Here is a 26,998-nt window from a genome sequence, read left to right as displayed (position 1 = left end):
GTTGCCTCAGCGCTTCCGGGCGTCGCCGATGCGCAGCAGCTGGATCGCGGAGATGAAGAAAAGGACAGAAGCGAAGAGGGCGTTCGCCCAGAAATCGTCGCGCCAGGCGTAGAGCCAGGCGGCCATGATGCCGCCCAGCGTGGCGCCGGTCTGGTAGATGGCGTTGAGCAGGGCGTTCAGGCTGCCGCGCTCGGCGGCGGGGACCAGCAGCATGGCGCCGCCCAGGATCAGCGCCAGCATCAGGTCGCGGCCGAAGGCGAAGCCGCCATAGGCCAGCGCCTGGTACCAGGGCAGGTCGACGCCGAAGGGCACCACCGCGACGACCAGCGCCGTGGCCAGCCCGGCCAGGCCGCAGAAGCGCAGCGGGCCGCGCCGCACCCGGGTGGCCAGCAGGGCGCCGAGCAGCCCGCCGACCTCGCCCAGCAGCAGCAGCAGGCCGATGGTCGCCGCCCCCTGCCCGGCCAGGCCCTGCTGCACCGCCCAGGCGGGGTAGAGGCCGAGGAAGCCGAAGACCGCCGCCGACCAGGCGAAGTAGCTGACGAAGAGCAGCCGGGTCTGCCGGCTCATCGACAGCGACAGCAGGCGGCGGCGGTAGGTGGCGGGGGTGACCGGGCCGGTGGCCAGGGCCCAGGCCGGGGTCGGCGGCAGGCGGGCGGCGCCGAGGGCGATGCCGACGGCCAGGGCTGCCGCCAGCAGCAGCGGCACCTGCCAGGCGACCAGCCCGCCGAGGATGACGCCGAGCGAGATGGAGGCCAGGAAGGCGATGGGGGCCGCGGTGGTGACCTGGCCGGCGGCGCGGGCGCGCTGGTCTTCGGGCAGGTAGTCGGCGATGGCGGCGAAGAGGCAGGCGCCGACCATGGGCATGAAGAGGCCGGTGGCGGCGCGGCACAGCGTCAGCCAGACGACGCCTTCGCCCAGGGTGGTGGCGGCCAGGGTGACGGAGACCGCGCTGGCGCCGGCGATGATGAAGCGGCGGCGGCCGAAGCGGTCGATCCAGGGCCCGAGCGCCAGGTTGGAGAGCAAGGCTGCCACGGGAAAGGCCGCGAGAACGAGGCCGGCCTGGTGTGTGGTGAGGTGTCCTGCTTCCTGGATGAAGGGCAGCAGGGGCATCATCATGGCGATGTTGAAGTTGACCAGAAAGAATCCCGCCCAGAGCAGCGCCGTGGCCATCGGTTTTCTTTCAGAAATAGAAGGGGGATTCGGGGGAATACCTTCCCCCGACCTTGCTTCCTTACTTGTCGCTCGCCAGCACGCCGGCCGTCGCCCAGTCTTCCTTGGCGACGTCGACGAAGACGATGCTGACGGCCTCGGGTGAGGTCTTGCCATGGGTGACGAAGGCTTCGGTCAGGGCCTTGGCGAGGGCGCGCTTCTGCTCGACGGTGCGGCCGGGGAACATTTCGACGCGGATCATGGGCATGGGCGTGGTCTCTCCGTTGACGTGTGCCGCATGAGACCCCGGCGTCGCGGGTCTGTCGAGGTCGCTTGCTCCGGGCGCGTGGTTTGCCGATCATGCCGGGATGTCCCGCGACCCGGCGTTCGAATGGATCGGCCTGTTTTCCGGCATCGGCCGTGCCGGCGGGCAGCTGAAGCCGCAGATCCGGCATGCGCTGATGCAGGCGATCGCGGCGCGGCGGCTGGCGCCGGGCACGCGGCTGCCTTCGGGGCGGCAGCTGGCCGGGCTGCTGGGGGTGGCGCGGATCACCGTGGTCGAGGTCTATCAGCAGCTGGTCGATGAGGGGCTGCTGATCGCCCGCGAGCGCAGCGGCGTCTTTGTCGCCGCGCAGGAGGCCCTGCCGGTCGGGCTGCCCGCGGGCGGCGTGGCGCAGGAGGGCTGGGAGCAGCGCTTCGCCGTGCGCCCGGGCGGCACCGCGCATTCGTCGAAGCCGGTGGACTGGCAGCGCTACCGTTTCCCCTTCCTGTCCAGCGAGCTGGACCCCGCGCTGTTCCCGGCGGCCGAGTGGCGGGAGGCGGTGAAGGTCGCCTCCAGCGCCGGCGCGATCCAGAGCTGGTCGGTGGACCGCATCGACGAGGACGACCCGGCGCTGATCGCGCAGCTGTGCCAGCAGGTGCTGCCGCGGCGGGGCATCTGGGCGGCGCCGGCCGAGGTGATGATCACGCTGGGGGCCCAGCAGGCGCTGTACCTGATCCTGCGGCTCTTCGCCGGGCGGCAGACCGTCGTCGGCATGGAGGAGCCGGGCTATCCCGACCTGCGGCGCATGGCGCGGCTGCAGACCGACCGGCTGCGGCGGCTGGCGGTGGATGCCGAGGGCGCGGTGCCGGATGCCGATTTCGCCGGTTGCGAGCTGGTGCTGCTGACGCCCGGGCACCAGAGCCCGACCTCGGCGATGATGTCGGCCGAGCGGCGGCAGGCGGTGCTGCGGCTGGCGCGGGCCCGCGACATCATCCTGGTCGAGGACGAATACGACACCGACCTGTTCCCCGAGGGTGCCCGGCCGCCGCCCTTGCGCGCGCTGGATGCGACGCGGCGGGTGATCCATGTCGGCAGCTTCTCGAAGACGCTGTCGCCGGGGCTGCGGCTGGGCTTCGTCGTGGCGCCGCCGCCGGTGATCGCCGAGCTGCGCGCGCTGCGCCGGCTGATCATGCGGCACCCGCCGGGCAACAACCAGCGGAGCCTCGCCTGCTTCATCGGGCTCGGCCATTACCGCAGCCATCTGCGGCGGGTCGGGCTGGTGCTGGCGGAACGCGCCCGGCTGATGGACCGGCTGCTGCCGGCCTATCTGCCCGGCTGCCGGACGCAGCGGGGCCTGGGCGCCAGCAGCGTCTGGGTCACCGCGCCGCCCGGGGTCGCCGCGCACCGGCTGGCCGAGATCGCCCGCGGCCAGGGCGTGCTGATCGAGCCCGGCGAGTTCTTCTACGACGAGCCGGGCCAGGGGCTCGGGAATTTCCGGCTGGGCTTCTCGTCGATCGGCACCGACCGGATCGAGCCGGGGCTGGCAGGGCTCGGGCGCGCGCTCGAAGAACTGCGGCCGGCGCGGCGGGCGCGGGAAGGACAAGAGGTCGTGGCCGGCTGGCAGGGTTGAATTCGCGCAACTGGCCCTGTCGGGGCGATAGGCTGGCGGGCTAGCGATTCAGCCTGACCGCCGCCCAGGAGCCCGCCGCCATGACCAGCACCCCGAACTCGCTCGCCGCCCGCGACGTCGCCTCGCTGATCCACCCCTACACCAACCTGGAGAAGCACAAGGAGAGCGGCCCGACCATCATGGCCCAGGGCGACGGCATCTATGTGCATGACGATTCCGGCAAGCGCTACCTGGAGGGCATGGCCGGGCTGTGGTGCACCTCGCTCGGCTTCTCGGAGAAGCGGCTGATCGAGGCGGCGGTGCGGCAGATGGAGAAGCTGCCGACCTACCACATCTTCAACGGCCGCTCGACCGAGCCCAGCATCGAGCTGGCCGAGGCGCTGCTGAAGATCGCGCCGAAGGGCCTGTCCAAGGTGCTCTTCGCCAATTCCGGCTCCGAGGCCAACGACCAGGCCGCCAAGCTGGTCTGGTTCTACAACAACGCGCTGGGCCGGCCGGCGAAGAAGCGGATCATCGGCCGGCACCGCGGCTACCACGGCATCACCGTCTTCTCCGGCAGCCTGACGGGCCTCGCGCACAACCATGTCGAATGGGACCTGCCGATGGGCCCGGTGCTGCGCACCGACTGCCCCAGCCATTATCTCTACGGCGAGCCGGGCGAGACCGAGGCGCAGTTCACCGACCGCATGGTGCAGAACCTCGAGGAGCTCATCCTGCGCGAGGGCCCCGAGACCATCGGCGCCTTCATCGCCGAGCCGGTGAACGGCGCCGGCGGCGTCATCGTGCCGCCGCAGGATTACTTCCCGCGCATCCAGGCGGTGCTGCGCAAGTATGAGATCCTGATGATCGCCGACGAGGTGATCTGCGGCTTCGGCCGCACCGGGCAGATGTTCGGCTGCGACACCTTCGGCATCGAGCCCGACATCATGACGGTGGCCAAGGCGCTGTCCTCCGCCTACCTGCCGATCTCGGCGACGCTGATCAGCACGCCGATCGCCGAGGCCATCACGTCGCTGGCCGGCCGGCTCGGCAACTTCGCGCATGGCTTCACCTATGCCGGCCACCCGGTCTCGTCGGCCGTCGCGCTGGAGACGCTGAAGATCTACGAGGAGCGCGACATCCTGGCGCATGTGCAGGACGTCGGGCCGTATCTGCAGGCGAAGCTGCGCGGCTTCCTCGACCATCCGCTGGTCGGCGAGGTGCGCGGCGTCGGCCTGATCGGCGCCGTGCAGCTGGTCTCCGACAAGGCCAACCGCACCGTGCTGCCGGCCGCCGCCGGGATCGGCCCGCTGATCCAGAACGTGGCGATGGAAAAGGGGCTGATCGTCCGCGCCAGCCCGGATGCCGTCTATTTCTGCCCGCCGCTGATCATCACCCGGGCGCAGGTGGACGAGCTGGTGGCGATCTTCGCCGAGGCGCTGGAAGTGGGCCTCGCCGAGGCCCGCCGCCAGGGCCTGGTCGGCGCCGAGCGCCAGGCGGCCGAGTGACGCCTCAGCCGGGGCCGAGCAGCCGGTCGAGCAGGCTTTCGAGCCGCCCGGCCGGCAGCGGCGCCTCGGCGAAGAGCAGCCGGTAGACGATCGGCGCCACCAGCAGGTCCATCGCCGCGGCGACGTCGAAGCCGGCCTCGCCGCGGCCGCGCGCCCGGGCGTCGATCACCGCCAGCTGCGCGGCGACCAGCGCGGCGCAGGGCTGCGCCTGCTGCCCGCCGGGCGCCAGCAGCACGTCGCGGATCATCGCCTGGCCGGGCTCGGAGCCCATCTCCTCGCGATACTGCTCGGCCCAGGCGCGCAGGTCGCCGCGCAGCGCGCCGGTGTCGAGCGGCGGCTCCTGCGGCCGCATCCGCTGCAGCGCCACATCGGCCAGCAGCGCCGGCAGGTCGCCCCAGCGGCGATACAGGGTGGACGGCGTCACCCCGGCGCGCGCCGCCACCATCGGCAGGGTCAGGCCGGCGCGGTCGCCCTCCCGCAGCAGGGCGGCGACCGCCGCGTGCACGGCGGACTGGATGCGGGCGCTGCGGCCGCCGCAGCGGATCATCTCCCGGGTGGTCATGGCGGGGTCCTCCGCGTCGCATGGCTGTCTTAACGCAAAATCTTTGCGTTAAGCCGCGAAAGCCGCCACAAGGAGCTTAACGCTATTCCTTGGCCTTAAAGGCAGCGAGGCTCCCATGTCCAGCACTTCCGTCCCCTGCCAGGCGGCGCCGCTGCCACGCCCGGCCTTCCTGCTGTTCGGCGCGGCGACGCTGGCGGTGGTGCAGGCGGCCTCGGCGGCGCCGACCCCGCTCTACCGCCTGTACCAGGAGGCCTGGGGCCTGTCGGCGCTGGCCGTCACCGGCATCTTCGCCATCTATTCGGCCTCGCTGCTGCTGGCGCTGCTGACGGTAGGCAGCCTGTCGGACCAGCTGGGCCGGCGGCCGGTGATCGCCGCGGCGCTGCTGCTGGATGCCGGCGCCATGCTGGTCTTCATGACCGCCGGCTCGGTCGAGGCGCTGCTGGCGGCGCGGCTGGTGCAGGGCTTCGCCACGGGGGCGGCGATGAGCAGCCTGGGCGCCGCCATCCTGGATGGCGACCGCCAGCGCGGGCCGCTGGTCAATGCGGTGACGCCGCTGCTGGGGCTGACGCTGGGCACGCTGGGCACCGCGCTGCTGGTGGCCCAGGCCCCTGCCCCGCGCCAGCTCGTCTTTCTGATCCTGGGTGCCGCGATGCTGGTGGCCGCTGTGCTGGTCTGGGCGCTGCCGGAGACGGCGCGGCGCGACCGCTCCGTCACCCTCTGGAAGACGCTGCGGCCGCGGCTGGGCGTGCCGCCGCAGGCGCGGGCCGTGTTCTGGGCGGTGATGCCGGTCAATGTCGCGGTCTGGGCGCTGGGCGGCTTCTACTTCTCGCTGATGCCGGCGGTGGCGCGGCAGCTGGAGGGGGGCGCGCTGCTCGGCGGGCTGGTGGTGGCGACGCTGACCGCCGCCGGCAGCCTGGCGATGCTGGCGCTGCGCGGCATGACGCCGGCGCGCATCCTGCCGCTGGGCAGCGCGGCGCTGGCCGGCGGCACGCTGGCGACGCTGGCCGCCGTGGCCCTGGCCTCGCCGGCCGGGCTGCTACTGGGCACGGCGCTGGCCGGCTTCGGCTTCGGCGGCGCCTTCTTCGGCGCGGCGCGCAGCCTGCTGCCGCTGGCCGCGCCGCATCAGCGCGCCGGGCTGCTCTCGGCCTTCTATGTCGAGAGCTACCTGGCCTTCAGCCTGCCGGCGCTGGCGGCAGGCATGGCGGCGCGCGAGATCGGCCTGCTGCCGACAACGCAGCTCTATGGCGGCGCGGTGGTGCTGCTCGCCTTGCTGCCGCTGCTGCGCCGGCGCAGGATGCCGCGCTGACGACAGCGGGAGAGAAAACGGCATGCGCATCGCGGTGCTCGACGACTACCAGAAGGTGGGCCCGGGCCTGGCCGACTGGGATTCCCTCGGCCCCGAGGCCAGCGTCGATTTCTTCGACCAGCCGCTGGGCGACCAGGCGGCCGACATCCTCGCCGATTACGAGGTGGTCTGCCTGATGCGCGAGCGCCAGCCGATGCCGGCGGCGCTGCTGGCGCAGCTGAAAAACCTGCAATTGCTGGTGACGACCGGGGCGCATAACCGCGCGCTGGACCTCGCCGCCGCGCGCGCCCAGGGCGTCACCGTCTGCCACACCCGCGGGGGCGAATCCTTCTACGCCACCACCGAGCTCGCCTGGGCGCTGATGCTGGCGACCCTGCGCCGGCTGCCGCAGGAAGATGCCCGCATCCGCCAGGGGCTGTGGCAGGAAAGCGTCGGCCGCGTGCTGCACGGCCGGGTGCTGGGGCTGGCCGGCCTCGGGCGGCTCGGCGCGCAGATGGTGCCGGTGGCGCGCGCCTTCGGCATGGAGGTGGTGGCCTGGAGCCAGAACCTGTCGGCCGAGCGCTGCGCCGAGCTCGGCGTGCGCCAGGTGACCAAGGCAGAATTGTTCGCCGGATCCGACGTGGTCAGCCTGCACCTGGTGCTGTCCGACCGGTCGCGCGGCATCGTCGGCCGCGCCGAGCTCGCCGCGATGAAGCCGGGCGCGGTGCTGATCAACACCTCGCGCGGGCCGCTGGTCGACGAGGCGGCGCTGCTCGACGCGCTGCGCGAGGGCCGCATCACCGCCGGCCTCGACGTCTACGACCAGGAGCCGCTGCCGGTCGACCACCCGCTGCGATCCGAGAAGAACGCCGTGCTCAGCCCGCATCTCGGCTATGTCACCGAGGGCAGCTACGCGCTGTTCTTCCCCGACATGGTCGAGGCCATCGCCGCCTGGCGCGCCGGCGCGCCCGTGCGCGAGCTGCGCTGATCCCCCCAGGAAGGAAGCCCCATGAAGTATCGCAATCTCGGCCGCAGCGGGCTGAAGGTCTCGCCGCTGTGCCTCGGCACCATGATGTTCGGCGAGGCCACCGACGAGCCCACCGCCACCCGCATCATCGACCGCGCCCGCGACCAGGGCATCAACTTCATCGACACCGCCAATGTCTATAATGGCGGCAGGTCGGAGGAGGTGACCGGCCGCGCCATCCGCGCCAACCGGCAGCACTGGATCCTGGCCACCAAGCTGGCCAATCCCGCCGGCCCCGGGCCGAACGACCGCGGCCTGTCGCGCCGCCACATCCTGCAGGCGGCCGAGGACAGCCTGCGGCGCCTGGGCGTCGAGACCATCGACATCCTCTACCTGCACAAGGAAGACCATGCGACGCCGCTGGCCGAGACGGTGCGGGCGCTGGGCGAGCTGCTGCGCGCCGGCAAGATCCGGCATTTCGGCGTGTCCAACCACCGCTCCTGGCGGGTGGCGGAAATCTGCCGGCTCTGCGACGAGGCCGGCATCGACCGCCCGGTGGTCAGCCAGCCCTATTACAACGCGCTGAACCGCATGCCGGAGACCGAGCACCTGCCGGCCTGCGCCTACTATGGCCTGGGCGTGGTGCCCTACAGCCCGCTGGCCCGCGGCGTGCTGACCGGCAAATATGCTAGCCAGGCCGCGCCCGAGCCCGGCAGCCGCGCCGCCCGCGCCGACAAGCGCATGATGGAGACCGAGTGGCGGCCGGAAAGCATCGCCATCGCCCAGACGCTGCGCGCCCATGCGGAAAGCCGCGGCATCACCGCCGGGCAATTCGCCGTGGCCTGGGTGCTGAACAACCGGCTGATCACCGCCCCCATCGCCGGCCCGCGCACCGAGGCGCAGTGGGAGGACTACGTCGGCGCGCTCGACTATTCCTTCACCGCCGAGGACGAGGCGCTGGTCGACTCTCTCGTTCCCGCCGGCCATCCCTCGACGCCGGGCTACAACGACCCGGGCTATCCGCTCGAGGGTCGCAAGGCCTGGACGGCGTAGAAGCTCTCTAGCCGGCCTTGCGCGACGGCGCGGGCCGGCCGCCGGCGCGGCGGCTGGCCTTGCCCTGGGAGGAGGAGGGCAGCGCCGGCCCTGCCCAGGGCAGCAGCGGCAGCTGCAGGGCGGCGGCGCTGTTGCGGCGGCCGCGCGGCGCCTCGACCTTGGCGGCGGCGCGCTGCGCCAGCGGCACCGGCCAGAAGCATTCGGTGACGCCCTGCTCGCCGCGCAGCGCCAGGAAGACCACGCGGCTGACATGGCCTTCCTCGTCGGTCTCGATGGCGAGGCGGAACATCGTCCCCTCCTCCTCGAATTCCCGGCCGAAGACCATGGAGATCTGGTTGGATTCCAGCTGCTGGCGCAGCAGGGTGCGCTTGCTCGGCTCCTCGGCGTCGCCGCGGTAGAAACGAACCGGCACGTCCTCGATCATGAAGACGAAATGGTGCGTGTGGTCCAGCACCTTCAGCCAGTGGTAGCGGCCGCCCTCGGCGGCGGCGCGCACCTGGTGCTTGGTGAAGGAATAGGCGCGGCAGCCGATCGACCAGGCGTCGTCGCCGGCCCAGTAATCCGCCTGCGACACCGCGTCCTCGCGGCCGCGCACCAGCAGGCCGGCGGCGGCGATCAGCCGCTCCTCCGTCAGGGAGGGGTGGAAATCCCAGGGCAGCCGGCGGGGGCGGCGGGGTCCGTCCTTGTCGCTTCCAGGCATGTCGCTCATGCGACGACGATACCGCAGGACGGCGCCGAATGCTCGGAATTGTTCATGGGCCGTTCTCTGTATCCCAGGAGCTTCCGCAACGGCGCTGTCACGGGCGGGCGATTCTGCCTTCGTTCCGGGGGCAGGGCAAGCTTTACGCCCCGGGAAAACCGACTAGAAACACCGGAATGAGCGCGCTTCCGCCTGTCGACACCCCCGTGGTCACCCGCGTGGACACCCCCGTGGACACCGACGTCCTGGTCCTTGGCTCCGGCTCCGCCGGGCTGACCGCGGCGCTGACCGCCGCCATCGGCGGGCTGTCCGTCACCGTGCTGGAAAAGGCCGAGGTGCTGGGCGGCACCAGCGCCATGTCGGGCGCCGGCACCTGGATCCCGGCCAGCCACCATGCCCGCGCCGCCGGCATCGACGACAGTCCGGACGAGGCCCTGGCCTATATCCGCGCCGCCGCGCCCGAGGGCTGGGCCGCGACCGAGGACGCGTTGTGGCAGCGCTTCGTCACCGCCGCCCCGGAGATGCTGGAATTCGTCGAGGCGCACAGCCCGCTGCGCTTCGCGCTGACCCCCGAGCCCGACCCGCTGCGCGACCTGCCCGGCGCCAAGCCGAGGGGCCGCATGATGTCGCCGCTGCCGCTCAGCCGCTGGCGGCTGGGCCGGCTCGGCTTCGCGATCCGGCGCTCGACCATCCCGGAGGTCTTCACCTATCACGAGGCGGTCGAGACCGACCTCTACCACCATCCGGTCCGCACCGCCTTCCAGCTCTGGCCGCGGCTGCTGTGGCGGGTGCTGACCAGCACCGGCGGCAAGGGCACGGCGCTGATCATCGGCCTGCTGCGCGGCTGCCTCGATGCCGGCTGCACCGTCGAGCGCGGCGCGCGGGCCGTGTCCCTGCTGACCGACGAGACCGGCGCGGTGACCGGCGCCGTCGTCGAGCAGCGCGGGCGACGCCGGGAATACCATGCCCGCCGCGGCGTGCTGATCGCGACCGGCGGCTTCGAATGGGATGCTTCCCTGTTGCAGCAGCATTTTCCGGGGCCGGTGGACTATCTCGGCAGCCCGGACAGCAACACCGGCGACGGGCAGAAGATGGCGGCCGCCGTCGGCGCCGAGCTCGCGCATATGGACCAGGCGACGCTGACCCCCTCGATCCCGAAGCGCTACCAGGGGCGCGTGCTGGCCATGCCGGTGCCCTTCCACACCGAGCCGAATGCCATCCTGGTCAATCGCGAGGGCCGCCGCTTCGTCAACGAGCTGCGCTTCAACATCGGCGAGCTGATCGACAGCCGGGGCGCCGACGGCCAGCCGCTGCACCTGCCGGCCTGGGTGATCAGCGACGCGGCCATGTTGAAGCGGCTGCCGCTGGTGCGCTGGGCGGCGCGGCATGACCCGAATTGGCTGCGCAAGGCGGCCACCATCGAGGAGCTGGCGCAGAAGATCGGCATCGACCCGGCGACGCTGCGCGCCACGGTGGAACGCTTCAACGCCGCCGCCGCCGCCGGCGAGGACCATGATTTCGGCCGCCCGGCGAAGCGCGACGCCGCCGCGGTGGACAAGCGCCGCCGCGCCGGGCTGGACCCGATCGCGACCGCGCCCTTCCTCGCCATGCCCTTCAACCGCTCGATCCTGGCGACCAAGGGCGGGCCGCGCACCAACGACCAGGCCGAGGTGCTGCGCGCCGATGGCAGCGTCATCCCCGGCCTTTTCTGCGCCGGGGTGGCGATGGCCAATCCGCTGGGCACCCGCTCGGTCGGCGCCGGCACCACCATCGGGCCGAACATGGCCTGGGGCTATGTGGCGGCGAAGCGCATGCTGTCGCGCAACGCCCTGCCACGTCAGGGCTGAGCGGCGAAGGCCTGCATCACCGCGGCGACCGAGGCGCAGCGATCCAGCCCCCAGGCCGCGCGTGCCTGGGCCGGCGTGCCGCCATTCTGGACGAATTTCTTTTCCAGTTCGGCGTCGGACATGGGGCGGGCCTCGCTGCCGCGGGGGTCACGTACCTCGGCGACGCGGCGGGCGCCATCCGGGGCGACCACCGTGACCCGGGCAGCGCCGCGCGCCAGAGAAGCATCGAGCCGCGCCCGCACCTTGCCGCGGAGCGCCGCCAGCTGCGGGTCCTGCAGCGCGGCCAGCGAAAAATCCTCGACCCCCGCACGGCCGCGCAGCAGCGCCACGGCGGCGCAGTGGTGGATGCTGACCCGGGCGTCGCGCTCGTTGCGCAGCACGCGGTCGCCGCGGTCGAGCAGCAGCTGGTCACCCTCAACCAGGATTTCTTTCACTTCCCCGAGCCCGTCGCGCAGGTCCAGGCAGGCGTCGATCACCGCGTGGAAGACGATGCCCGCGGGATAGGGCTTGTAGGTGTTGCGGGCGATCTCCCACTGCTCGCCCAGGCCGCCGGTGATGCGGGCAATGTCGGGAGCATCGCCCATGGCGCGGGCCCAGCCGAGCTTGCCCTCGATCGCCGCCGGCGCGGCGCCATAGCCGGCCTCGGCGAAGAGCGCCGCCAGCAGCCCGTTGCGCGCCGCATTACCCATGCCGACATTCTTGGCGGCGGAGGGAAGGTTCTCCACCAGCCCGGCCGACTGGCTGGCGGCGATGCCCAGCGCCGTCGCGCTCTGCGCCGGGTCCAGCCCGAGCAGCCGCGCGCAGCCCGCCGCCGCGCCGAAGACGCCGCAGGTCGAGGTGATGTGCCAGCCCCGCGCGTAATGCCCGGGCGAGACCGACACGCCGATGCGACATTCGACCTCGGCGCCGATCAGGAAGGCCTCCAGCACGGCGGCACCCGAGAAGCCGCGCAGCTCGGCCAGCGCCAGCAGCGGCGGGGCGACGGCGGCGGTGGGGTGGATCACCGTCTCCAGATGGGTGTCGTCGAAGTCGAGCAGATTGGCGGCGATGCAATTGACGAAGGACGCGCCCATGGCGTCCAGCCGTTCCGCGCGGCCGATGACGGTGGCGCGCTCGGGGCCGGAGAACGGCGCCATGACCCGCAGCGCGGTCTGCACCGCCGGGTCCTGCGCCACGCCCAGCGCGCCGCCGAAGAAATTCAGCAGCGAGCGCCGCCCTTCATGCCAGAGGCTGGGCGAAAACCCGTCGGCGGGGAAATCGGCGATGAAGCGGCCCAGGGCGGCGCCGCAGGACTCCTGGTCGGTCATGCTCACTGCATCCGGCTGATCAGGCCGTCGCGCGAGGCCTGGGCCCAGCGTGCGTCTTCTTCCTTCAGGAAGCCCGCCAGCGCGTCGGGCCCGAGCACGCCGAGATCGGCGCCGATGCCCAGCAGCCGCTCGCGCACCCGCGGCAGCTCCAGCGTCTTCAGCACCGCCTGGTGCATGCGGGTCGCCGTCGCCGCCGGCAGCTTCGACGGGCCGACCATGACGTACCAGCCTGCGAAGTCGTAGCCGGCGACCCCGGCCTCGGCCAATGTCGGCACCTCGGGCAGCAGCGGGCTGCGCGCGGCGGTGGTGACGCCGAGCGCGCGGATGCGCCCGGCCGAGAGATGCTGCGCGGCGGCGACCGTGCTGTTCCACCCGGTCGGCAGGTGGCCGGCCACCAGGTCGTTCAGGATGGGGGCGGCGCCGCGATAGGGCACCTCGACCATCTCGATCCCCGCCAGCCGGGTGAAGAGATTGCCGGCATAGGAGATCGCCGCATCCGAGGTGCCGAAGCCGATGCTGCGCGGCGCTGCGCGGGCCGCGGCGATCAGCCCGGCGACATCGCGGAAGGGCGCGGCGGCGGATGCCGTCAGCAGCAGCGGAAACTTCGACAGCAGGGCGACCGGGGAGAAGTCGCGCAGCGGCTGATAGGGCAGGCTCGGCATGGTGTAGCTGTTCATGACGTGGCTGCCGGTATCGACCAGGAAGAGCTGGCCGTCGGGCTCGGCCCGCGCCACGGCCTCGGACCCGATCGAGCCATTGGCGCCGGCGCGGTTCTCCACCAGCACGGTCGCGCCCAGCGTCTCGGTCAGGCCCTCGGCGAGCGCACGCGCGAAGATGTCGGTGCCGCCGCCCGGGGCATAGGGCACCAGCAGCCGCACCGGGCGGGATTGCGCGCGCGACACGGCAGGACAGGCGAGCAGGCCAGCGGCCGCGCCCAGCAGCGGCCGGCGGGGGATGCGGGGCATCATGAAAGAATCCTCTCCGTGATCGGGTGCTTGCCGCGCCCTCATGTTATCGATATCAAGGTGGCGCATCCGGAAGGGACGGTCAATTGCGCGAAGCGGAAGCGGGCGGATCACGGCGCCGGGCGCTGATCACCGGATCGACCGGCGGGCTGGGCCTGGCGGTGGCCCAGGCGCTGGCGGCGACCGGCTGCGCGCTGCATCTGCACGGGCTGGCGACGGGGGAAGAAGCCGAGCCGGTCCGCGCCGAGCTCGCCGCGCGGCATGGGGTGGCGGTCGCCTATCACCGCGCCGATCTCGGCGACCCCGCCGCCATCGCGGCGCTGATGGCCGCCGTCGGCCCGGTCGACATCCTGGTCAACAACGCGGCCACCCGGCATTTCGGGCCGATCGAGAAAATGCCGACGGCGGATTGGGACGCGGATATCGCGGTCAATCTCTCGGCCGCCTTCCACACCATCCGCCTGGCGCTGCCGGCGATGCAGGCGGCGGGCTTCGGGCGGATCGTCAACATGTCCTCGATCTACGGGCTGGTCGGCGCCGTCGACCGCGTCGGCTATGTCGTCACCAAGACGGCGCTGATCGGGCTGACGCGGGCCGTGGCGCTGGAGACGGCGCGGCAGGGCATCACCTGCAACGCGCTGTGCCCCGGCACCAGCCTGACGCCCGGCATCGAGACCCGCATCGAGGCCGCCATGCAGCGCGGCGAGCTGCGCGAGGCCGCGACGGCGGCGGTGCTGCACGGCAAGCAGCCGACCGGGCGCTTCATCGGGCTGGACGCGGTCGCCGGGCTGGCGGCCTGGCTGTGCAGCGAGGCGGCCGGCGACCTGACCGGCGCCGCCCTGCCGGTGGATGGCGGCTGGTCCGCCGCCTGAGCTGACGCGCGGAAGCTGACCAGCGGACCGCTGCCCGGGACAGAGGCGCGGCCGCGACGTGGGAGGAAGAAAGATGAAACGACGTGCCCTGCTGGCGGCGGCGCTGGCCACGCCCAGCCTTGCGATCGCCCAGGACAACTGGCCCAGCCGGCCGCTGCGCATGGTGGTCACCTGGCCGCCCGGCGGCACCGCCGATATCCTGGCGCGCCAGCTGCAGGCGCCGCTGTCGGCGGCGCTGGGACAGCCGGTGGTGATCGACAACCGCGGCGGCGCCTCGGGCGCCATCGGCACGGTGGAGCTGGCCCGCGCCACCCCCGACGGCCACACCATCGGCATGGTGACCAGCACGCTGATCTCCATGGCGGCGATGCAGAAGCAGGCGGCCTATGACCCGATCCGCGACGTGACGCCGATCGCGCTGCATGCGCGGGTGGCCAATATCCTGGTGGTGCATCCCCGCCTGCCGGTGACCAGCGTCGCCGAGCTGATCGCGCTGGCGAAGCAGAAGCCCGGCGAGCTGGCCTTCGGCTCGCCGGGGATCGGCTCGGCCGTGCACATTTCGGGAGAAATGTTCAAGCTGGCGACCGGCACCAGCATGACCCATGCGCCCTATCGCGGCGGCGGGCCGGCGCTGGCGGATCTCGCCGGCGGGTCGCTGCAGCTGATGTTCGGCAATGCCAGCTCCACTTTGCCCTTCGTGCGCGACGGGCGGCTGCGCGCCATCGCGGTGACCTCGGCGAACCGGGCGCCCTATCTGCCGGAGGTGCCGACCATCGCGGAATCCGGGCTGCCGGGCTTCGCCATCGACGAATGGTATGCGGTGATCGGCCCTGCGGGCATGCCGCCCGCCGTGGTGGCGAAGCTGAACGCCACGATCAACGCCATCATCGGCGCGGTGCCCGAGCGCGCCCGGCTGCTGGAGATGGGCGCGGAGGTCACCACCGCCGATCCCGAGACGCTGGTGCAGTTCATGCTGGCGGAACGCACCAAGATCGGCACGGTGGTGCGCGACGCCAAGATCACCCTGGAGTGACGCCGGGCGGCGGGCGCCGCCCGCCGCCGGCCAGCCTCAGTTCAGGAATTCGGGCGAGATCATCCGGGGCAGGAACAGCACCAGCGACGGCCAGGCGATGATCAGCAGCAGCACCGCCAGCATCGGCACCAGCATGATCATGGTGTCCTTCAGCGCATCGGCCATGCGCATCCCGGCCACCGAGCAGGCGATCATCAGGCACAGCCCGTAAGGCGGCGTCACCAGGCCGAAGGCCAGGGAGACGATGCCGATCATGGCGAACTGGATCGGGTCCATCCCCACCGCCACGGTCAGCGGTTGCAGGATGGCGCCGACGATGATGATGGCCGGGATGGCGTCGAGGAAGCAGCCGGTGATCAGGAAGACGCCGGCGATGAACAGCCCGGTGCCGATGGCGCTGAGGCCCCAGCCCTGCACCCCTTCCAGCAGCACGCGGGGGATTTCATAATAGGCCAGCAGCCAGCCGAAGGCGCTGGCGGTGCCGACGCAGAACAGCGCGACAGCGGCCAGCCGGCCGGAATCGACCAGGCTGTCCCACAGCCCGCCAAGGTTCATCTCGCGATAGACCAGCAGCGACAGCGCGCCGGCATAGAGCACGGCGATGCAGGCGGATTCCGTGGCGGTGAACCAGCCGAACAGCTTGCCGCCGATGATGATCAGCGGCGTCATCAGCGCCGGGATCGAGACGAAGAGGGCGCAGGCCAGTTGCCGCCAGGTGGCGCGCGGATAGGTGGGGTAGCGGCGCAGCGTGGCATAGACATGCACGGTCGCCATCTGCACCCCGGCGATCAGCACCCCCGGCACGATTCCCGCCAGGAACAGCCCGCCGATCGAGACGCTGAGCACGCCGCCCCAGACGATCATCAGGATGGAGGGCGGGATGATCACCGCCAGCACCGCCGAGACGGCCGTGATGGCGACGGAGAAGCTGTCGTCATAGCCCTCCTTGCGCTGCGCCTCGATGAAGATCTTGCTCTGGCTGGCGGCATCGGCGGTGGAACTGCCGGAAATGCCGGCGAAGAAGAAGGACAGCACCACGTTGATCTGCGCCAGCCCGCCGGGGAAATGGCCGACCAGCCCGCGCGACAGCGTCATCAGCCGGTCGGTGATGCCGCCGACATTCATCAGATTGGCGGTCAGCAGGAAGAAGGGCACGGCGAGCAGGATGAAGCTGTTATAGGCGTTGAAGGTCTCCTGCACGAGGATGAACAGCGACAGCCGCGGCTCCAGCATCAGGATCGGCGCGCAGGACAGGCCGAGGGCGAAGGCCACCGGCACCCGCAGCGCCAGCATCAGGAAGAAGCCGCCGAACAGGATCGCGGCGGCCAGGCCCGGGGTCAGCAGGGTGCCGCTCATGCGCCGGCCACCCCGTCGCGACCGGCCAGCAGCCGCGCCGCCAGCCACATGCGCTCGGCGCTGAACAGCACGAAGGACAGGCCGGCCAGCGGCCAGGCCATGTGGATCAGCCACAGCGGCAATTCCGCCATCTCGCTGATGCGGTAGAAGGCGGTCTCGGTGAATTCCCAGCCGAAGACCAGGAAGATCAGTGCGAAGGCCAGGACGAAGACGCCGGTCATCAGCTCGATCCGCGCCAGGCCGCGCGGCGAGAGCCGCGGGAAGACGTCGACGACGAAATGCGTCCCCTCGCGCACCGCCAGCATGGCGCCGATCATCACCATCCAGATCAGGCCGAAACGGGCCATCTCCTCGGTCCAGATCCAGTGCGGCAGCAGCGTGGTGAAGCGCGCGAAGATCTGCAGGGTGACCGGGAACAGCAGCACCAGCAGGCTGAGGCCCAGCAGCCCGCGCAGCAGCGCGGCATAGCCGGCGATCAGGCGGTGCAGCATGCCCTGCCCGCCCCCATCCGGCGCGGCGCCGACCGCCGGGCCGCTGCCATCGAAGGTCTCGATCATACGGTGTTCCATCCGCTGGCCGCCGGCACCCGGGCCGGCGGCGCGTTGCAGGTGCGTGTCGAAGCGGTCGATACGGGGCTAAGCCGGGCGGGGCTCAGCCGGGCGGGGCTCAGCTGGTGACGGCGGCGATGCGGCCGAGGATGCCATCCGCCTCGATCTCCCGCGCATAGGCGCTGAGCACCGGGGCCACCTTCTCCATCAGCGCCTGGCGCTCGCGGAACTCGACCTTCTTCAGCCGGCCGGCGGCGGCCAGGGCGTCGATCTTCTGGCTGTCCTCGCCGGATTCGATCTGGCGGCCGAAGGCGGCGGCCTCGGGCCCGGCACGGCGGATGGCGGCCTGCAGCGCCGGCGGCAGCCGGGCGAAGCTGCCGGCCGAGAAGCAGATCGGGCGGACGGTGATGGCATGCTGGGTCTGCGCCAGATGCGGCGCCACCTCGAAGAAGCGCATCTGCTCGACGCCGGCCGCCTCGTTCTCGCCGGCCTCGATGACGCCGTTCTGGATGGCGTTGTAGATCTCGTTATAGGCGATGACGGTGGGCGACATGCCGGCGGCGGCGAAGGTGCGGCTCCAGATCGGCGCGCCCTGGACGCGGACCTTGACGCCGCGCAGCTCGGCCAGGGTGGTCAGCGGCCGGTTGGCGAAGATGTTGCGGATGCCGCCGCCGGCATAGCCCACCAGCATGACGCGGGCGCGCTTCTCCAGCTCGTCGCCGATCGGCTTCAGCAGGTCCTGGTCCATCACCTTGTGCCAATGCGCGAGGTCGCGGAACAGGAAGGGCGCATCGATGAAGGGGGCGGCGCGCGAGAAGGTCGACATATGCGCCGGCGAGACGATGCCGTAATCCAGCGCCCGCCCCTGCGACATGTACTCGAAATACTGCTTTTCCAGCCCGAGGCTGCTGTTCTTGTGCAGCACGAAGTTGATCGGCTGGTCGTAGTATTTGCGCACCAGCTCCTCGAAGCGCACCAGGCAGCGGGTGAAGGCATGCTCGTCGTTGAACTGCGAGGCGCCGTTCAAGGTGATGGCCTGGGCCCGCGCCTTGCCGATGATGGCAAGGCTGCCGAGCCCCAGGCCGCTGGCCAGCAGGGTCCTGCGCTGCATCTCGTCTCTCTCCCCATGACGGCCGGACTGCGCCGGCCTGGGGACAAGGCTATGTCATTCCGACACGACATTAAATGACAGAATCTTCAGCCGGAACCGCGGGAGGTGGCGGGGAAACCACCCCGCCGTGACGCCCGGGATGCCACCCCGTCCGGGAGCGGCTGCCCCCTGCGTCACCCCGACCAGGCGATCACGCGGCCGGCCTGATGCTCGCCAACAGCGCCAGGGCAGCGGCCTGCGACGAGCCCGGGTTCTGGCCGGTGATGAGCAGGCCGTCCTGGACGACGTAAGACCCCCAATCCGGTCCGCGCGAGAAGCGGCCGCCCTTGGCCACCAGCTCGTCCTCGACAAGGAACGGCACCACCTCGGTCAGGCCGACCGCCGCTTCCTCCGAATTGGTGAAGCCGGTGACCTTCCTGCCCTCGACCAGCGGCCTTCCCTCGGGGGTCTGCACATGCCGCAGGACGCCAGGCGCGTGGCAGACCAGGGCCACCGGCTTCCCGGCCCCCAGGAAGCTCTCGATCAGGGCGATGGAATGGCGATCCTCGGCCAGATCCCACAGCGGCCCGTGGCCCCCGGGGTAGAAGACCATGTCGAAGGCGGCGGCCGAGACGTCCGACAGCTTCGCCGTGTTGGCCAGCGCGGCCATCGCCCCGGCATCCGCCTCGAAGCGGCGGGTGGCGTCGGTCTGGAAGCCGGGCTCGTTGCTCTTGGGATCGAGCGGCGCGCGGCCACCCTTGGGTGAAGCCAGCGTGATCGCCACGCCGGCTTCCTGCAAGCTGTAATAGGGCGCGGCAAGCTCCTCGATCCAGAAGCCGGTCTTGCGGCCGGTATCGCCGAGCTGGTCATGCGAGGTGAGAACGATCAGGGCCTTCATCGTCAGTTCCTTCGGTGTTGCGTTCCAACGGTCGCGAGCCTCCCGCGGCTGCGGCCGCCGGGCTTTCACGTAGACCGGTCGTCTTGTGGCGCCGTCCGGACAGTATCGCGGTCAGGTGGCTTCCGGCCGGGGCCACCCGTAACACTGACAATGGCTCGAATTAGACCGGTCGTCTAGTCGATTTTGGCAGAGAAATCCGGCATCGCCTCCACGGAAGCCCGCCCTGACAGCGCGTCCAGGGCGAAACCGGCCATCCGACCACCCTTGTCGGGGATTTCATAGACGACTGGTCTAATCAATGGCAGAACGGCGCCATGTCACTCGCGATTCAAGACCATGACACCCGCGCTGCCATCCTCAGCACCGGCCAGAGGATCATGGCCCGCAAGGGCTTCTCCGCCGTCGGCCTGACCGAGATCCTGAAGGATGCCGGCGTTCCCAAGGGCTCTTTCTACCATTACTTCGCCTCGAAGGACGCCTTCGGCGAGGCCCTGCTCATGGCCTATTTCGACGGCTATCATGCCGAGATGGATGCGCTGCTCGCCCGGCCCGGCCTGACCATGGCCGAGCGGCTGATGCTCTACTGGGCCGGCTGGCGCGAGAACCAGGGTGCCTATGATGGCCAGGGCGATTGCCAGGGGCGCTGCCTGGCGGTGAAGCTCGGCGCCGAGGTCGCGGATCTCTCGGAGCCGATGCGTCTCGCGCTGAAATCGGGGACGCAGGGCATCATCGCGCGCCTGCACAGCGCCATCGAGATCGGCGTTCAGGAGGGCTCCCTGGCCGCGCAGCAATCGGCGGCAGAGGCTGCCGCCTCGCTGTACCAGCTGTGGTTGGGCAGTAGCGTCATGGCGAAGATCGTCCGCAGCGCCGCCCCCTTCGACGCCGCGCTACAGACGACCCGGTATCTGCTCGGTATCGGCCTTCGCTGAGCGGCGCATCCGCTGGCGGCATGCTTCGATCGCGCGATCGGGCTTTTCGACGCTGCCATCCCAAGCCATCGCGCTCTGCCGCCAATCGCCCGTGTCAAGGCGATGGCAGGATGGCACCATCATGGGCTCCGCAATCATCACCCTGGAGTGACGCCCATGACGCTTTCCGGAAAGGCTGCCCTGGTCAGCGGCGCCAGCCGCGGCATCGGCCTGGCCATCGCCCGCCGCCTGACTGCCGAGGGCGCCCGCGTCCTGCTGGTTGCCCGCTCGGCCGAGGCGCTGGCGCAGGAAGCGGCCGCCCTGCCCGGTGCCGCAGCCTTCGCGACCGATCTTTCTGCACCGGGCGCCGCAGACCAGGCCGTCGCCGAGGCGGTGGAAAAATTCGGCGGGCTGGACCTGCTGGTGCACAGCGCCGGCGCCACCCCGCGCGGCGACTTTTTGACGCTGGACGACGCCGCCTGGCAGCAGGGGTTCGCGCTGAAGCTGTTCGGCGGCGTGGGGCTGTGCCGCGCCGCCTGGCCGCATCTCCAGAAGGCATCGGGCAAGATCGTGCTGATCGCGGGCGTTGGCGGGCGGGTGGCCAGCGCCGATTTCACCGTGGGCGGCGCGGTCAATGCCGCCATGGCCAATCTGACCAAGGCCCTGGCCGATCGCGGCGTGCACGACGGCGTGCGGGTCAATGCCATCAACCCCGGCAGCATCCGCACCGACCGGCTGACCGCGCGGATCGCGACGGTGCAGCAGGAGCAGGGGCTGGACGTGGAAGCGGCGGCGGCGGCGCTGGCGGCCTCCACCGGTGTCGCCCGTTTCGGCGCGCCAGAGGAGATCGCCGCAGCCACCGCCTTCCTGCTCGGCCCCGAGGCCAGCTACATCCAGGGCGCCGTCCTGGATGTCGATGGCGGCTGGGTCCGCGCTGTCTAGACCCGCGGGTCGGCGTCCAGCCGCACCGCCTGCCCTTCCAGCCCCGGAGCGGAAGCCGGGTAGCGGTCCAGCACCGCCGGGTCATGCCCCGGGATGATATGGTCGGGCGAGCTGGCCAGGCGGTGCAGGGTGTCATAGCCCTCCAGCATCTGCGCCACGTCGGCGACGATGGGGAAAGGCCGGCGCTGCTGGAAATTGGCGTAGAGATGCGTCGCATCCGAGGCCAGCACGACATGGCCGCGCCGCGTCTTCACCCGCATCACCTGCAGCCCCAGCGAATGGCCGCCGACATGGTGCAGGCTGATGCCCGGCGCCAGGTCCGAGCTGCCGTCGTGGAACTTCGCCCGGCCGTCGAAGACGCGGCCGACCATGGCCTGGACATCGGCGGGCTCGAAGGGCACGCGCAGCACCTGGTGGCACATGCAGCGGCCGGTGCAATAGGCCATCTCGCGGTCCTGCAGGTGGTAGCGCGCGGCGGGGAACATGTCGGTGTTGCCGGCATGGTCGTAATGCATGTGCGACAGCACCACGTCCTGCACCTGGTCGGCCTGGACGCCGATGCGGGCGAGGCCTTCGGCGGGGGTGCAGATCAGCTTTCGGCCCCGCTTCTTCGCGATCGCGGCATCGAAGCCGGTGTCGAGGACGAAGGTCCGGTTGCGGCCGACCACCGCCCAGACGAAATAGTCCAGCGGCATGTTGGCATTGTCATGCGGATCGGCGCCGATGAAATTCTCATAGGCCGGGCGGTCGTGATGCGCGTATTTGACGGCATGGATCGCATAGACGTCGTCATCGGTTTCGGTCATGGGCTCGGCTTCCTTCCCTGCGCCGCCGGCTTCGCCCGGGGCGCTTCTCGATTGATGCGGAGTCTCGACCATGGCTGAGGCCGAGGGCAAGCAGGGAGCGACGGCGCGGATGCGCGACGTGGCGCAGCAGGCGGGGGTCTCGACCATGACCGTCTCGCGCGCGCTGAGCGACCCGGAGAAGGTCTCCCCCGAGATCCGCCGGCGGGTGGAGGCGGCGGTGGCCGCCATCGGCTATGTGCCGAACCGGCTGGCGGGCAGCCTCTCCTCCCAGAACAGCCGGGTGATCGGGCTGATCGTGCCGAGCCTGGAGAATTCGCTGTTCGCGCCGACCATCCAGGGCGTCTCCGAGGTGCTGCGGCGGCAGGGCTACCAGCTGATGGTCGCCGATTGCGGCTATCGCGAGGAGGACGAGGCGGCGCTGATCACCGCCTTCCTGGCGCAGCGGGTGGCCGGGCTGATGCTGCACAACACCCGCCACGCCGACAGCGCGCGGCAGATGCTGGCCCGCGCCGGGGTGCCGGTGGTCGAGACCGGCGAGATGGCGCCCGACCCGATCGACATGGTGGTCAGCTATTCCAACGAGGACGCGGCGCGGGCGATGACGCTGCATCTGCATCGCCTGGGCTATCGCCGCATCGCGCTGGTGACGCTGCCGGCGGCGAACAACGATCGCAGCCGGGCGCGGCAGGCGGGGTTCCGCGCGGCGCTGACGGAGCTCGGCCTGGCCGAGGACCCGCGGCTGATGCTGGAGATGCCGCCGGGCCTGCCGTCCGGCGCCGAAGCCGTGGTGCGGCTGGTGGAGGGGGCGCAGGCGGATGCGATCTTCTTCGCCGGCGACGTGCTGGCGATCGGGGCGCATTTCGAATGCCAGCGGCGCGGCTGGCCGGTGCCGGGGCGCGTGGCGCTGGCGGCCTTCGACAATTTCGAGATCCTGGGCCAGATGGTGCCGCCGGTGACCACGCTGCGGCTGCCGCGGGCCGAGATCGGGCGACGGGCGGCGCAGATCCTGCTGGACCGCATCCAGGGCCGCTCGGACGAGACAGTGCGGATCGACCTGCGCTTCGAGATCATCCAGCGCGCCAGCTCCTGATTTCCTGTTATCGATATCATGTTTTGCCTTGTGCGCCATCCCGCCGCTGCCTAGACCGGCAGCGAGGGCCGTCAGCGCCCAGGGAGAAGACGTGATGACGCAGCCGGTGTTGGGCTTCGTGGGTCTGGGGCAGATGGGCAGCCGCATGGCGCTGCGCCTGCTGGAGGCCGGGTATCCTCTGGTGGTCTGCGACCGGGTGGAGGCCTCCGTCGCCCCCCTGGTCGCCGCCGGGGCGCGGCGCGCCGAGAGCCCGCGCGAGGTCGCGGACCTGGCCGATATCGTGCTGGGCAGCCTGCCGACGCCGGATGTGGTGCGGGCCGTGGCGCTGGGGACAGATGGCGTGCTGCAGGGGCAGCGGGCGCGGTGCTTCATCGACCTGTCGACCACCGGACCGCGGATCGCGCAGCAGGTGGGCGCCGCCTTCGCCGAGGCGGGGCGCGTCGCGCTGGATGCCCCGGTCTCGGGCGGCATCACCGGGGCGGCGGCGGGGAAGCTGGCCATCATGGTGTCGGGCCCGCGCGACGCTTTCGACGAGATCGCGCCGGTGCTGGCGGTGCTGGGGAAGACCTTCTTCTGCGGCGAGAAGGCGGGGCAGGCGCAGGTGCTGAAGCTGGCGAACAATCTGCTGGCGGCGGCGGCCCTGGCGATCTCGTCGGAGGCGATCGTGATGGGGGTGAAGGCCGGGTTGGATCCGTCGCTGATGTGCGAGGTGATCAATGCCAGCAGCGGGCGGAACAGCGCGACGCAGGACAAGTTCCCGCGCGCCATCATTCCGCGCAGCTTCGATTTCGGCTTTGCGACGGGCTTGTCGCACAAGGATGTGCGGCTGTGCGTGGACGAGGCCGAGGCGATGGGCGTGCCGATGGTGGTGGGCAGCGCGGTGCGGCAGATGCTGGCCGTGACCAGCGCGACGTATGGTGCTGACAGCGACTTCACGTCCATCGCGAAGGTCGTCGAGCAGTGGGCTGGCGTCGAGATCTGACAGAAAAAAGATGGGGGCCCGGGGGAATTCCTTCCCCCGGCCTTTCTTTTTAGTCGAGCCGAATATTCAGGTCCTTGACGACCGACGACCACCGCGCCGTGTCATCCGCAATAAACTTCCGCATCTCGTCCGGGGTGGTGGTGGTCGGCACCGCCGCCTGCGTGCGGAAGATCTCGCGCATGGCCGGCGCCTTGAGCTGCTCGCCGATGACCGTGGCGATGCGCTCGGCGATGGCGGGCTGCATCCTGGCGGGGCCGAGCAGGCCGAACCAGTTGCCGGCCTCGATCGGCTGGCCGAGCTCGGCCAGCGTCGGGGTGTTGGGCAGCGTCGAGAGGCGCTCCGACGCGCCGAGGGCCAGGATCTTCACCTTGCCGTCGCGGGAGACGGCTTCGGCCGGGCCGGCATTGAGGAACATGGCGTCGACCTGGCCGCCGACGATGGCGGTGCTGGCCGGCGCCGCGCCGGTGAAGGGCACGTGCAGCATCTGCAGGTTGTTCTGCTTCAGCAGGCCTTCCATGGCCAGGTGCGGCGTGCTGCCGATGCCCCAGGAGGCGAAGGTCAGCTTGCCGGGCTCGGCGCGGACCTTGGCGATGAAGCCGGCGAAGTCTTCGACGCCGAGGCCGGGGCGGATGATCAGCGCGAAGGGGCCGCGGGCGAAGAGGGTGACGGGCGTGAAGTCGGTCACCGGATTGTAGGTCAATTTCGGATAGATCAGCGGGTTGATCGCGTGGGTCTCGGCATTGGCCAGGATCAGGGTGTGGCCGTCCGGGTTGGCGCGGGCCACCGCCTGGGTGCCGACCGCGCCATTGGCGCCGGGGCGGTTCTCGATGACCACCGGCTGGCCGAGCGGGCCGGAGATCGGGCCGCTGAGGGCGCGGATGACGATATCGGCCAGGCCCCCGGCATTCCAGGGGACGATGACGCGGATCGGCTGGTCGGGCCAGGCGGCCAAAGCGGGGCGGGCGAGCGGCAGGGCCGCGGCGGCGCCCAGCAGGGCGCGGCGGGTGATGACGGGCATGGTGGATTCGTTCCCTCGGGCGGCTTCTTCTTCGCGGCTTAGCTTGCCTGCCCTAGGATCGTCCGACAATCCCTTTGTGATATCGATATCAGATTTCCATGCGAAAACGCCGCCCGGTCAGGCGGCGTCGACAGGCTCGCAGGAAGGGTGGGTCAGCCCAGGCCGAGAAGATGCGCCATCAGCACGGCGCCGCTGAGCCAGAGGGCCATTTTCCAGCCCAGCGCGCCGAAGCGGCGCCAGGACAGGCTGCGGGCCAGCAGGGCGGCGGAAACGGCCGGGGCCCGGTCCGCCGCGAGGGCGTCGGGGCTGGCAGGCTCAGGCCAGGCGGCAACCGGTTCGCTCCTCATGCACCCGGCGTAGCGCGGATAGCACGATCAAGGCCAGTCAATAATCCGCGGGGCATCCGGCAGATTGTGCGGGCAATTCCTAATTAACGCCATCGTACGTCGTTATACAGATTGACTTACGTTCATAGTAAGTTGAACCATGGCCGTCCGGGGGATCCCTCCCCGCGCTGCCGAGGAACCGACGACGATGCCGCTGCGCCGCCCGCCTGCCCCCCGCCCCCGCGCCGCCGGCCGGCGGCGATGCCGTGGCGGCCTGGCGATGCTCGCCCCGGTCACGGCGCTGGCCCTCGCCTTGCTGCCCGGGCCGGCGGCGGCGCAGAAGCTGACCATCGGGGTCGCCAACCCGGTCTCCTCGGCCGATCCGCATATTTCCAACACCACCTCGAACTTCGCCCTGACCGGCCATGTCTTCGAGACGCTGGTGGCGCGCGACGCCCGGCTGCGGCTGCAGCCGGGGCTGGCGGAAAGCTGGAAGCCGGTCGGCGACACGGTCTGGGAATTCCGCCTGCGGGATGGCGTGACCTGGCACGACGGGAAACCCTTCACCGCCGACGATGTCGCCTTCACCATCGGCCGGGTGCCGAATGTGCCGGGCAGCAATGGCGGCTTCGCCGGCGCGGTGCGGCCGATCCAGCGGGTCGAGGTGGTGGATGCGCGCACCGTCCGCTTCCACACCGCGCGGCCGCATCCGCTGCTGCCCAGCGACCTGGCGCAGGTGCAGATCATCTCGCGCCATGCCGGCACCGGGGCGGTGGCGGAGAATTACAACAGCGGCCAGGCCTCGATCGGCACCGGGCCGTATCGCTTCGTCAGCTACCGCCCGGGCCAGGGCGCGGTGTTCCGCCGCAACGACGCCTATTGGGGTGCGCAGGAGCCCTGGACGGAGGTCGACTACCGCTTCCTGCCGAATGACGGGGCGCGCAGCGCGGCGATCCTGGCCGGCGATGTCGATGTCATCGACCAGGTGCCGTCGAACGACCTGGCGCGGCTGAAGCGCGAGGCGCGGCTGACGGTCTCGGAGATCGCCGGCGTTCGGCTGATCTACCTGCAGGCCGACTTTTCGCGCAGCGGCGCCGTCCCCAGCGTCACCGACAATGCCGGCAAGGCGCTCGAGAGAAATCCGTTCCAGGACAGGCGGGTGCGGCAGGCGCTGGACCTGGCGATCGACCGCCAGGCGCTGGCCGAGCGGGTGATGGAAAACACCGCCATCCCCACCGCGCAATGGCTGCCCGAGGGCTCTTTTTCGTACAACCCGGCGGTGCAGCCGCGGCCACAGGACCTGGCGCGGGCCCGGGCGCTGCTGGCCGAGGCCGGCTTCCCGCAGGGTTTTCGGCTGACCCTGTCGACGCCGAACGACCGTTATCCGAATGACGGCCGCACCGCCCAGGCGGTGGCGCAGTTCTGGACCCGCATCGGCGTCCGCACCGAGGTCGAGGCGCTGCCCTGGGCCACCTACCTGGCGCGCGGCCCGAAGCAGGAATTCGCCTTCCGCCTGGGCGGCTGGGGCAGCCCGACCGGCGAGGCCTCTTACCTGTTGCGCAACGTGCTCGGCACCTATGACCGCGAGCGTGGCTGGGGGTCGCCGAATTTCAGCCGCTACAGCAACCCCGACCTCGACGCCCTGACCGAGCGCGCCATCACCACGCTGGACGACACGGCGCGCGAGGCGCTGCTGCGCCAGGCCGTGGCCGAGGCGGATGCCGATCTCGGCATCCTGCCGCTGTTCCTGCTGAAGAATGCCTGGGCGGTGCGCCGCGGCCTGACCTATGCCGCCCGCGCCGACGAGCAGACCCTGGCCACCGCCGTCCGCCGCGCCGAGTGAAGGGAGACGCGCCATGAGCGCCACCGAGACCGAAGCCCCGCCCCTGTCCTGGCTGCAGGGGCGGGGCTTCGG

26 protein-coding genes are annotated in these 26,998 nt (G+C 71.0%); 13 read left to right on the top strand and 13 right to left on the bottom strand.

All coding sequences use genetic code 11. From position 1 onward, the window contains the following. Positions 1–6: 6 nt before the first annotated feature. Together GVN67_RS03270 and GVN67_RS03265 are read right to left on the bottom strand one after the other, a co-directional pair. Positions 7–1,170, bottom strand: a complete 1,164-nt coding sequence (locus GVN67_RS03270; protein ID WP_159992840.1) for an MFS transporter — start codon at positions 1,168–1,170, stop codon at positions 7–9. Between the two features lie 61 nt (positions 1,171–1,231). Then, positions 1,232–1,417 (bottom strand): 4-oxalocrotonate tautomerase, encoded by a 186-nt coding sequence (locus tag GVN67_RS03265; protein ID WP_159992839.1) that lies wholly within the window; start codon positions 1,415–1,417, stop codon positions 1,232–1,234. A 100-nt stretch (positions 1,418–1,517) separates the two neighbouring features. On the opposite strand from GVN67_RS03265, the gene GVN67_RS03260 reads away from it, so the two are divergent. Beyond that, positions 1,518–3,041, top strand: coding sequence for a PLP-dependent aminotransferase family protein (locus GVN67_RS03260; RefSeq protein WP_200845105.1), 1,524 nt, complete (start codon positions 1,518–1,520; stop codon positions 3,039–3,041). Between the two features lie 80 nt (positions 3,042–3,121). Next, positions 3,122–4,528, top strand: a complete 1,407-nt coding sequence (locus tag GVN67_RS03255; RefSeq protein ID WP_159992838.1) for an aspartate aminotransferase family protein — start codon at positions 3,122–3,124, stop codon at positions 4,526–4,528. Between the two features lie 4 nt (positions 4,529–4,532). Here the strand turns inward: GVN67_RS03255 and GVN67_RS03250 are convergent, their stop codons facing one another. Further along, positions 4,533–5,090, bottom strand: coding sequence for a TetR/AcrR family transcriptional regulator (locus GVN67_RS03250; RefSeq protein ID WP_159992837.1), 558 nt, complete (start codon positions 5,088–5,090; stop codon positions 4,533–4,535). A 115-nt stretch (positions 5,091–5,205) separates the two neighbouring features. Here GVN67_RS03250 and GVN67_RS03245 point away from each other — a divergent pair, with 115 nt between their 5' ends. Genes GVN67_RS03245 through GVN67_RS03235 form a run of 3 tightly spaced genes read left to right on the top strand, consistent with a single transcriptional unit; the run spans position 5,206 to position 8,395 of the window. Then, entirely contained in the window at positions 5,206–6,396 is a 1,191-nt protein-coding gene (locus GVN67_RS03245; protein WP_159992836.1) for an MFS transporter, read from the top strand. A 22-nt stretch (positions 6,397–6,418) separates the two neighbouring features. Continuing rightward, positions 6,419–7,363 carry a D-2-hydroxyacid dehydrogenase family protein gene (locus GVN67_RS03240; protein WP_159992835.1) on the top strand — a complete coding sequence of 315 codons (945 nt, stop codon included), beginning with the start codon at positions 6,419–6,421 and terminating at the stop codon, positions 7,361–7,363. Positions 7,364–7,384: 21 nt separating this feature from the next. After that, entirely contained in the window at positions 7,385–8,395 is a 1,011-nt protein-coding gene (locus tag GVN67_RS03235; RefSeq protein WP_159992834.1) for an aldo/keto reductase, read from the top strand. 7 nt (positions 8,396–8,402) lie between these two features. On the opposite strand, the gene GVN67_RS03230 is transcribed toward GVN67_RS03235, so the two are convergent. Next, the gene (locus GVN67_RS03230) at positions 8,403–9,104 is read right to left on the bottom strand and encodes a hypothetical protein (RefSeq protein ID WP_159992833.1); all 702 of its coding nucleotides are present in this window, start codon (positions 9,102–9,104) and stop codon (positions 8,403–8,405) included. A gap of 167 nt (positions 9,105–9,271) precedes the next feature. Between GVN67_RS03230 and GVN67_RS03225 the strand changes: the two genes are divergently transcribed. Further along, the gene (locus GVN67_RS03225) at positions 9,272–10,942 is read left to right on the top strand and encodes an FAD-dependent oxidoreductase (RefSeq protein ID WP_159992832.1); all 1,671 of its coding nucleotides are present in this window, start codon (positions 9,272–9,274) and stop codon (positions 10,940–10,942) included. Here GVN67_RS03225 and GVN67_RS03220 read toward each other — a convergent pair. Continuing rightward, the gene (locus GVN67_RS03220) at positions 10,933–12,249 is read right to left on the bottom strand and encodes an MmgE/PrpD family protein (RefSeq protein ID WP_159992831.1); all 1,317 of its coding nucleotides are present in this window, start codon (positions 12,247–12,249) and stop codon (positions 10,933–10,935) included. The genes GVN67_RS03225 and GVN67_RS03220 overlap by 10 nt on opposite strands. A gap of 2 nt (positions 12,250–12,251) precedes the next feature. Then, on the bottom strand, positions 12,252–13,214 hold the full coding sequence (locus tag GVN67_RS03215) for a tripartite tricarboxylate transporter substrate-binding protein (protein WP_235034920.1): 963 nt from the start codon (positions 13,212–13,214) through the stop codon (positions 12,252–12,254). Between the two features lie 86 nt (positions 13,215–13,300). On the opposite strand from GVN67_RS03215, the gene GVN67_RS03210 reads away from it, so the two are divergent. After that, positions 13,301–14,086 (top strand): SDR family oxidoreductase, encoded by a 786-nt coding sequence (locus GVN67_RS03210; protein WP_159992830.1) that lies wholly within the window; start codon positions 13,301–13,303, stop codon positions 14,084–14,086. Between the two features lie 73 nt (positions 14,087–14,159). Continuing rightward, the gene (locus GVN67_RS03205) at positions 14,160–15,119 is read left to right on the top strand and encodes a tripartite tricarboxylate transporter substrate binding protein (protein ID WP_159992829.1); all 960 of its coding nucleotides are present in this window, start codon (positions 14,160–14,162) and stop codon (positions 15,117–15,119) included. Between the two features lie 36 nt (positions 15,120–15,155). Here the strand turns inward: GVN67_RS03205 and GVN67_RS03200 are convergent, their stop codons facing one another. From GVN67_RS03200 to GVN67_RS03185, 4 genes are all read right to left on the bottom strand, one after another. Then, positions 15,156–16,475, bottom strand: coding sequence for a TRAP transporter large permease (locus tag GVN67_RS03200; protein ID WP_159992828.1), 1,320 nt, complete (start codon positions 16,473–16,475; stop codon positions 15,156–15,158). Continuing rightward, entirely contained in the window at positions 16,472–17,044 is a 573-nt protein-coding gene (locus GVN67_RS03195) for a TRAP transporter small permease (protein WP_235034919.1), read from the bottom strand. The genes GVN67_RS03200 and GVN67_RS03195 overlap by 4 nt, the downstream gene beginning before the upstream one ends. 97 nt (positions 17,045–17,141) lie before the next feature. Then, the gene (locus tag GVN67_RS03190) at positions 17,142–18,134 is read right to left on the bottom strand and encodes a TRAP transporter substrate-binding protein (RefSeq protein ID WP_159992827.1); all 993 of its coding nucleotides are present in this window, start codon (positions 18,132–18,134) and stop codon (positions 17,142–17,144) included. Positions 18,135–18,324: 190 nt separating this feature from the next. Continuing rightward, positions 18,325–19,011: a type 1 glutamine amidotransferase domain-containing protein gene (locus tag GVN67_RS03185; protein WP_159992826.1), complete on the bottom strand. Its 687-nt coding sequence runs from the start codon at positions 19,009–19,011 to the stop codon at positions 18,325–18,327. A gap of 314 nt (positions 19,012–19,325) precedes the next feature. On the opposite strand from GVN67_RS03185, the gene GVN67_RS03180 reads away from it, so the two are divergent. Then, entirely contained in the window at positions 19,326–19,940 is a 615-nt protein-coding gene (locus GVN67_RS03180) for a TetR/AcrR family transcriptional regulator (RefSeq protein WP_159992825.1), read from the top strand. Positions 19,941–20,096: 156 nt separating this feature from the next. After that, complete coding sequence (locus GVN67_RS03175) at positions 20,097–20,861, top strand: SDR family oxidoreductase (protein ID WP_159992824.1); 765 nt, start codon at positions 20,097–20,099, stop codon at positions 20,859–20,861. On the opposite strand, the gene GVN67_RS03170 is transcribed toward GVN67_RS03175, so the two are convergent. Next, positions 20,858–21,667, bottom strand: a complete 810-nt coding sequence (locus GVN67_RS03170) for an N-acyl homoserine lactonase family protein (RefSeq protein WP_159992823.1) — start codon at positions 21,665–21,667, stop codon at positions 20,858–20,860. The genes GVN67_RS03175 and GVN67_RS03170 overlap by 4 nt on opposite strands. Positions 21,668–21,737: 70 nt before the next feature. On the opposite strand from GVN67_RS03170, the gene GVN67_RS03165 reads away from it, so the two are divergent. Together GVN67_RS03165 and GVN67_RS03160 are read left to right on the top strand one after the other, a co-directional pair. Beyond that, positions 21,738–22,757, top strand: a complete 1,020-nt coding sequence (locus GVN67_RS03165) for a LacI family DNA-binding transcriptional regulator (protein WP_159992822.1) — start codon at positions 21,738–21,740, stop codon at positions 22,755–22,757. Between the two features lie 94 nt (positions 22,758–22,851). Continuing rightward, a complete protein-coding gene (locus tag GVN67_RS03160; RefSeq protein WP_159992821.1) occupies positions 22,852–23,739 on the top strand; it encodes an NAD(P)-dependent oxidoreductase in 888 nt (295 codons plus the stop codon). Positions 23,740–23,788: 49 nt separating this feature from the next. On the opposite strand, the gene GVN67_RS03155 is transcribed toward GVN67_RS03160, so the two are convergent. After that, positions 23,789–24,757, bottom strand: a complete 969-nt coding sequence (locus tag GVN67_RS03155; RefSeq protein ID WP_159992820.1) for a tripartite tricarboxylate transporter substrate binding protein — start codon at positions 24,755–24,757, stop codon at positions 23,789–23,791. Positions 24,758–24,909: 152 nt separating this feature from the next. Then, the gene (locus GVN67_RS03150) at positions 24,910–25,104 is read right to left on the bottom strand and encodes a hypothetical protein (RefSeq protein WP_159992819.1); all 195 of its coding nucleotides are present in this window, start codon (positions 25,102–25,104) and stop codon (positions 24,910–24,912) included. Positions 25,105–25,291: 187 nt separating this feature from the next. On the opposite strand from GVN67_RS03150, the gene GVN67_RS03145 reads away from it, so the two are divergent. Then, positions 25,292–26,926 carry an ABC transporter substrate-binding protein gene (locus GVN67_RS03145; RefSeq protein WP_235034918.1) on the top strand — a complete coding sequence of 545 codons (1,635 nt, stop codon included), beginning with the start codon at positions 25,292–25,294 and terminating at the stop codon, positions 26,924–26,926. Positions 26,927–26,998 lie beyond the last annotated feature (72 nt).

The sequence above is a fragment of the Roseomonas sp. 18066 genome, assembly GCF_902706185.1.
Classification (GTDB): Bacteria; Pseudomonadota; Alphaproteobacteria; order Acetobacterales; family Acetobacteraceae; genus Pseudoroseomonas.
The sequence above is the reverse complement of the archived record's forward strand: the minus strand, read 5'-3'. Positions and strand labels throughout refer to the sequence as shown.

Excerpts from the sequence above, each read along its gene's own strand:
- GVN67_RS03270 (WP_159992840.1), bottom strand. The coding sequence starts at position 1,170 with ATGGCCACGGCGCTGCTCTGGGCGGGATTCTTTCTGGTCAACTTCAAC.
- GVN67_RS03265 (WP_159992839.1), bottom strand. The coding sequence starts at position 1,417 with ATGCCCATGATCCGCGTCGAAATGTTCCCCGGCCGCACCGTCGAGCAG.
- GVN67_RS03260 (WP_200845105.1), top strand. The coding sequence starts at position 1,518 with ATGTCCCGCGACCCGGCGTTCGAATGGATCGGCCTGTTTTCCGGCATC.
- GVN67_RS03255 (WP_159992838.1), top strand. The coding sequence starts at position 3,122 with ATGACCAGCACCCCGAACTCGCTCGCCGCCCGCGACGTCGCCTCGCTG.
- GVN67_RS03250 (WP_159992837.1), bottom strand. The coding sequence starts at position 5,090 with ATGACCACCCGGGAGATGATCCGCTGCGGCGGCCGCAGCGCCCGCATC.
- GVN67_RS03245 (WP_159992836.1), top strand. The coding sequence starts at position 5,206 with ATGTCCAGCACTTCCGTCCCCTGCCAGGCGGCGCCGCTGCCACGCCCG.
- GVN67_RS03240 (WP_159992835.1), top strand. The coding sequence starts at position 6,419 with ATGCGCATCGCGGTGCTCGACGACTACCAGAAGGTGGGCCCGGGCCTG.
- GVN67_RS03235 (WP_159992834.1), top strand. The coding sequence starts at position 7,385 with ATGAAGTATCGCAATCTCGGCCGCAGCGGGCTGAAGGTCTCGCCGCTG.
- GVN67_RS03230 (WP_159992833.1), bottom strand. The coding sequence starts at position 9,104 with ATGAGCGACATGCCTGGAAGCGACAAGGACGGACCCCGCCGCCCCCGC.
- GVN67_RS03225 (WP_159992832.1), top strand. The coding sequence starts at position 9,272 with ATGAGCGCGCTTCCGCCTGTCGACACCCCCGTGGTCACCCGCGTGGAC.
- GVN67_RS03220 (WP_159992831.1), bottom strand. The coding sequence starts at position 12,249 with ATGACCGACCAGGAGTCCTGCGGCGCCGCCCTGGGCCGCTTCATCGCC.
- GVN67_RS03215 (WP_235034920.1), bottom strand. The coding sequence starts at position 13,214 with ATGCCCCGCATCCCCCGCCGGCCGCTGCTGGGCGCGGCCGCTGGCCTG.
- GVN67_RS03205 (WP_159992829.1), top strand. The coding sequence starts at position 14,160 with ATGAAACGACGTGCCCTGCTGGCGGCGGCGCTGGCCACGCCCAGCCTT.
- GVN67_RS03200 (WP_159992828.1), bottom strand. The coding sequence starts at position 16,475 with ATGAGCGGCACCCTGCTGACCCCGGGCCTGGCCGCCGCGATCCTGTTC.
- GVN67_RS03195 (WP_235034919.1), bottom strand. The coding sequence starts at position 17,044 with ATGGAACACCGTATGATCGAGACCTTCGATGGCAGCGGCCCGGCGGTC.
- GVN67_RS03190 (WP_159992827.1), bottom strand. The coding sequence starts at position 18,134 with ATGCAGCGCAGGACCCTGCTGGCCAGCGGCCTGGGGCTCGGCAGCCTT.
- GVN67_RS03185 (WP_159992826.1), bottom strand. The coding sequence starts at position 19,011 with ATGAAGGCCCTGATCGTTCTCACCTCGCATGACCAGCTCGGCGATACC.
- GVN67_RS03180 (WP_159992825.1), top strand. The coding sequence starts at position 19,326 with ATGTCACTCGCGATTCAAGACCATGACACCCGCGCTGCCATCCTCAGC.
- GVN67_RS03175 (WP_159992824.1), top strand. The coding sequence starts at position 20,097 with ATGACGCTTTCCGGAAAGGCTGCCCTGGTCAGCGGCGCCAGCCGCGGC.
- GVN67_RS03170 (WP_159992823.1), bottom strand. The coding sequence starts at position 21,667 with ATGACCGAAACCGATGACGACGTCTATGCGATCCATGCCGTCAAATAC.
- GVN67_RS03165 (WP_159992822.1), top strand. The coding sequence starts at position 21,738 with ATGGCTGAGGCCGAGGGCAAGCAGGGAGCGACGGCGCGGATGCGCGAC.
- GVN67_RS03160 (WP_159992821.1), top strand. The coding sequence starts at position 22,852 with ATGACGCAGCCGGTGTTGGGCTTCGTGGGTCTGGGGCAGATGGGCAGC.
- GVN67_RS03155 (WP_159992820.1), bottom strand. The coding sequence starts at position 24,757 with ATGCCCGTCATCACCCGCCGCGCCCTGCTGGGCGCCGCCGCGGCCCTG.
- GVN67_RS03150 (WP_159992819.1), bottom strand. The coding sequence starts at position 25,104 with ATGAGGAGCGAACCGGTTGCCGCCTGGCCTGAGCCTGCCAGCCCCGAC.
- GVN67_RS03145 (WP_235034918.1), top strand. The coding sequence starts at position 25,292 with ATGCCGCTGCGCCGCCCGCCTGCCCCCCGCCCCCGCGCCGCCGGCCGG.